The sequence below is a fragment of the Acinetobacter sp. YH12255 genome (assembly GCF_013417355.1).
Taxonomy (GTDB): domain Bacteria; phylum Pseudomonadota; class Gammaproteobacteria; order Pseudomonadales; family Moraxellaceae; genus Acinetobacter; species Acinetobacter pseudolwoffii.
In genome coordinates this window covers 1-4,697 of the sequence record NZ_VPEC01000088.1, presented here as the reverse complement: position 1 = coordinate 4,697, position 4,697 = coordinate 1, and the positions used below count along the sequence as shown (strand labels likewise).

At 39.6% G+C, this 4,697-nt stretch carries 4 protein-coding genes, 1 rRNA gene and 1 pseudogene; 2 read left to right on the top strand and 4 right to left on the bottom strand.

What is annotated here, in order from left to right:
• Positions 1 to 4: 4 nt before the first annotated feature.
• Positions 5 to 119, top strand: a 5S ribosomal RNA gene (gene rrf / locus FTV30_RS15570).
• 168 nt (positions 120 to 287) lie between these two features.
• Positions 288 to 1,907 (top strand): Na/Pi symporter, encoded by a 1,620-nt coding sequence (locus tag FTV30_RS15565; protein ID WP_180001896.1) that lies wholly within the window; start codon positions 288 to 290, stop codon positions 1,905 to 1,907.
• Here the strand turns inward: FTV30_RS15565 and FTV30_RS15560 are convergent.
• From FTV30_RS15560 to FTV30_RS15550, 4 genes and pseudogenes are all read right to left on the bottom strand, one after another.
• On the bottom strand, positions 1,873 to 3,252 hold the full coding sequence (locus tag FTV30_RS15560) for a dihydrolipoyl dehydrogenase (RefSeq protein ID WP_180001895.1): 1,380 nt from the start codon (positions 3,250 to 3,252) through the stop codon (positions 1,873 to 1,875). The two genes, FTV30_RS15565 and FTV30_RS15560, sit on opposite strands and share 35 nt — an antisense overlap.
• Before the next feature lie 85 nt (positions 3,253 to 3,337).
• Positions 3,338 to 4,078 carry a hypothetical protein gene (locus tag FTV30_RS16475; RefSeq protein ID WP_306669840.1) on the bottom strand — a complete coding sequence of 247 codons (741 nt, stop codon included), beginning with the start codon at positions 4,076 to 4,078 and terminating at the stop codon, positions 3,338 to 3,340.
• A 51-nt stretch (positions 4,079 to 4,129) separates the two neighbouring features.
• A complete protein-coding gene (locus FTV30_RS16470) occupies positions 4,130 to 4,543 on the bottom strand; it encodes a hypothetical protein (protein WP_306669839.1) in 414 nt (137 codons plus the stop codon).
• A gap of 45 nt (positions 4,544 to 4,588) precedes the next feature.
• Positions 4,589 to 4,697: pseudogene (locus FTV30_RS15550) on the bottom strand (IS701 family transposase); the annotation flags it as partial.

Here is a 4,697-nt window from a genome sequence, read left to right as displayed (position 1 = left end):
TTGTGCTGGCGACAATAGCAAGAGTGAACCACCTGATCCCTTCCCGAACTCAGAAGTGAAACCTCTTTGCGCTGATGGTAGTGTGGGGTTACCCATGTGAGAGTAAGTCATCGCCAGCTCATTATTCCAAACACCCCCTGCTTATGCAGGGGGTGTTTTTTTATGTGCGGGAAAAAGAAAAATAGTGGAAATTAAAATAATATTCTGAATTTACTCAAAAAAATTGCCATTCTTAAATCAGGCTGATTGTGTTTTAATCATTAAAATTTTAAAGCCTAGGAATATGCGTGTTTGAGGTATTTGCACAGCTTTGTGGTGGGATTGGTTTATTTTTGCTTGGCATGACTTTAATGACCGAGAGTCTTAAAGACATTGCAGGGGAAACACTAAGACAGTGGTTAGGGCGGTTTACCGGTTCTCCTTTTAAAGCAATGACTTCAGGGATTGCCTTGACTGTCATTGTGCAATCCTCTACAGCGACTACTTTAGCAACGATTGGCTTTGTCAGCGCCGGTGTACTCTCTTTTTCGCAAGCCATTGGTGTAATTATTGGTGCCAATATTGGTACTACTACTACTGGCTGGATTGTGGCTTTTTTAGGTTTAAAGTTTTCGATTGAGCAGGTGGCTTTACCCCTCATTGCTATAGGTGCTTTACTTAAAATATTGGCCCATGGACGTACCGCACTCACTGGTTTGGCGCTTGCAGGCTTCGGACTGATTTTCTTTGGAATTGATTTGCTTCAGGTGGCCATGTCAGGGGTTGCAGAATATCTCGACCTTTCCATTTTCTCTACTGAAAGCCTGGCTGCCAAACTGTTACTGGTGCTTTTTGGCTTGGTGATGACGGTAATTTTACAGTCCTCTAGTGCCGCCATTACAGCCACACTTGCCGCATTGGCAGGTCAGGCCATTCAGCTTGATCAAGCGCTCATGCTGGTCATTGGCCAGAATATTGGCACCGTTGCAACTGCAGTTCTTGCCGCCATCGGTGCCAATGCAAATGCCCAACGAACTGCAGCGGTACATGTCTGCTTTAATGTAGTAAGTGCAATTTTTGCATTTTGTATTCTGGTTCCTTTATTTTTATGGCTTTATCAGCCCCAGTATTTTTTATCGAGTTGGGATCATGTGGTGATTGTGGCGGCTTTTCATACAGCCTTTAGTGTATGTGGCGCCTTATTTTTTATGCCATTGCTGCGTCCCTTTGAACGGCTGTTGGTGAAATATATTCCAGCACATGAAGATTCATTATTACAAGCCTTGGATGAAGCTAGTCTGGCTGTGCCTGCAGTTGCCATTAATACCGCAGAACAGGTGATCTTTAAAACAATATTGACTCAATATGCCTGGATTGGAAAAGCCATCAAATCGGCAGAACTGGTTTCAGCCAATGAGTTAAAACAGCAAGATGAATTAATCCATAAGTTACAGGATTACCTGGAAAAAATTGTTGTGCCTGAAAATAGCGCTGATCAAAACCGGCTCTTTAACGTATTAAGGATGATGGTTTATTTAAAAGTATTGCGCAGTGATTTGGAAAACTTGAAGCATGTGGTGAGTATTCGGACCCAGCCCACGATTCATCAGATTGCCCTGGATTTTATCCAGATTCTGGAAAATGCCGGAACTGTGATGCCTGATATCGATTCATCTGAAGATTTAAGTCAGCTGTATATTGAAATGGGGCATCTAAAACAGTGGAGTAAGCAGCATCGTAGTGAATTACGTGAAAAAATTAATATTTATGCTTCAACCTATCAGTTGAATGCAGCCAAAACTTTGGAGTTACTGGCTGCTCAGCGTTGGTTAGATCGTTTAGTTGCCCACAGTCATCGTCTGATTAATGTGCTCAATGAACGTCAGCAAGCACTTACAATGCATCAAATTGACGACGAGCATGTTTGAGTGCCGATCTGAGACCTTCTTCCAGCGTTGGATGGTAAAAAGGTTTCGCCAGAATTTGGTGGATATCCTGATCTGCATCAATGGTCCAGGCCAGAAGATGGGCAAGATGTTCGGCTTGTGAACAGAACAGTTCTGCGCCTAATAATTTGCCTGATTTTTTATCAATATAAACTTCGATACCGCCTTTATTTTCTGCCAGTACCAGCGCCCGTCCCTGATTTTCATAGGAGGCAAATCCTCGGATAAACTCAATCTCTTGCTGTTCTAGCTGCTTAAAACTTTGTCCCACAATCGCCATTTCCGGATGAGAAAATACGATTGCCAATACAGTGAGTGCTGGAATCGGTTTAACTTCTGGATAATTTAAACAGTTATGCACCACTTCTTTGCCGGCATGTGCAGCTTCATGTTGAATGGGGGCATCAGGTGCGGCATCACCGACTATAAATATTGGCAGATCTGCGAGTTGTTTGGTTTTTTTATTGATAGGCAGTTTTTTGATATCTGTAAAAGCAGGGTTTAATTGGTCTAAGCCTAAACGATCTAGGTTCGTCTGACGTCCTGTAGCACCCAAGATATAGTCAACTTCAATACTTTGCACTTGATCATTCTCAGTAAAATTAATCTTGATCTGATCGGCTAGTTTTTTGACTTGATCTGGCAAGACTTTAAACTTGATATTGATCTCTTGACTGAGCTCTTTTTGCGCGAGTGACTGCAAAGTAGGGCTGCTTAACGAGCCTACTTTCTGGCTACGAGCAAACATGGTGGTGGATACGCCAAGCCGTTGCATGGCTTGGGCCAGCTCAATGGCAATTACACCACTTCCGATTACTGCTAAGGACTTGGGTAATTGGGAAAGTTCAAATATTTCATCAGAAGTCAGATATCTGTCGCCTAATTCTTGCTTTAATACTTTATCAATATTAGGCCGTGAACCCACTGAAACAATAAAGCTTTTAGCCTGATAGGTTTGTCCATTGACTTCAACAGTATGTGTATCAATAAACTTGGCTTGACCGGAAATTTTATGTGAAGCTTCCCATTGATCTACGCCTTTCAAGGTTGCACGAATAAAACGTTCTCTTAAGCTATGCAAGCGTTGCATGACTCTTGAAGTATCCACCGCGGCATCATGTTGTAAAGCGAGAGCTTCTGCAGACTGAATGTCATGCATCCGATTTGCAGATGAGATCAGCAGCTTACTCGGCATACAGCCGACACGGGCACAGGTGGTATCCCATGGGCCATCATTGATAATTAAAATATTCTGGTTGTATTTGATGGCTTCATTATATGCACTGATTCCGGCTGTGCCTGCGCCAATGATGATGAGGTCGTACATATCTAGACTTTTTCAAAATTTGTATTCTTAATTCCAATATACAAAAAAACCCTCTATAAAAGAGGGCTTTTATTAAATCTTTACATTAATATTTTACATTTTTTGGAGAAGTAATATTGGTTGTTACACCACCTGTAGTATTGGTTGATGTTCCTTGATATTGAACTTCGTTAATAAGATGATTAAACGTCAATACTGAATTAAGTGTTGATGCTTTAAAGTTCAAAATATTTGGACCTTGTAAATAAATACTCCCAACAAATTCTTTCGCATTCAGTGTAGGTGCTTCATGCTCAACACGTGTACCCGCAATTGAAACACTTGGTAAGTTAAGTGTTTCAATATTATTTAAGATTTTGTATGTACTAGGTTTATCACCATGTGTAGATTCAATTTTGAAATTTACAGGCTCAGCATACGCGACATTGGTATTGTCATTAATCAGTGTATTAAAGCCCGAACCTGCTTCCGTCACATAGTATTCACTTTGATCAGCAGTTTTAGGGACTTTATAAATACTTAAGGCACCCATTGTGGTCACTTGATCTTCCCAAACAATTTCAGGCTCGCCTTCTTCATTCGTCACTTCAGTTGGAATTCTTTTTGTTACATCAATTTTGAAATCACTTGTTTCTTGGTTAATGAGAATAAAGCGTTTTTGAAGACCTTGTGTTTGTTTAAATGGATATGAAAATGCACCAGCAATCGTAATATCTTGTAAGTTTTTTAGAGGATTTTTATTTTCAAACACAAATAAATAGGTTTCACCATAGTAGCTATTTAAATCTGGTAGAATATCATCTGACTTTAGACGAATATTGGTCAAATCATCATAGGCAACGCCTGCTGCATTGATTCCTTTATCAATTTCAAAGTCCTACCCATCGTATTTACTGCCAAGTAAATTTCTAATTTCATTTCCTTTGAATACATAGCATGCGCGGAAATCAGTTGTGCTGTTTGCAAAACATTTCTCTAAACGATGCGTATTTTTAAAGGCAGTAATATTCACATTGCGAATATCTTGTGAAATTTTTAATACACTTTCAGCATAGGTATCTAAGGCGTGATCAATATAGCCCTTTTTTTCAGAATTAGCTTGACCAAATAAAGAAGCTGCTTCCACTTTTAAAGCATTAAAAACTTTTTGTTGATCTGCTGTTGACGGCGTTTCTGATGGATCAATAGTATTTTCTCCATTTGTAGAGGTATTATCATAATAACCACCGCCCCCACATGCAGCTAAAAAACCTGCTAAAGTGATAACAAGCACACTTTTATTAAACTTCATGTTTTACCCCAAAATAATTATATAAAGAATAGGACTTACGCACTATTATTTATAGATTCTCTGTGGTAGCAGATGATTTTTATCGAGAATAAAGTCATCAATGAAGTTTTTGATAACTGGTCTAAATAATTTCTTCTGCCAACGATATACATTT

Coding starts and splice junctions, on each gene's coding strand:
- FTV30_RS15560 (WP_180001895.1), bottom strand. CDS start 3,252: ATGTACGACCTCATCATCATTGGCGCAGGCACAGCCGGAATCAGTGCA.
- FTV30_RS16470 (WP_306669839.1), bottom strand. CDS start 4,543: ATGAAGTTTAATAAAAGTGTGCTTGTTATCACTTTAGCAGGTTTTTTA.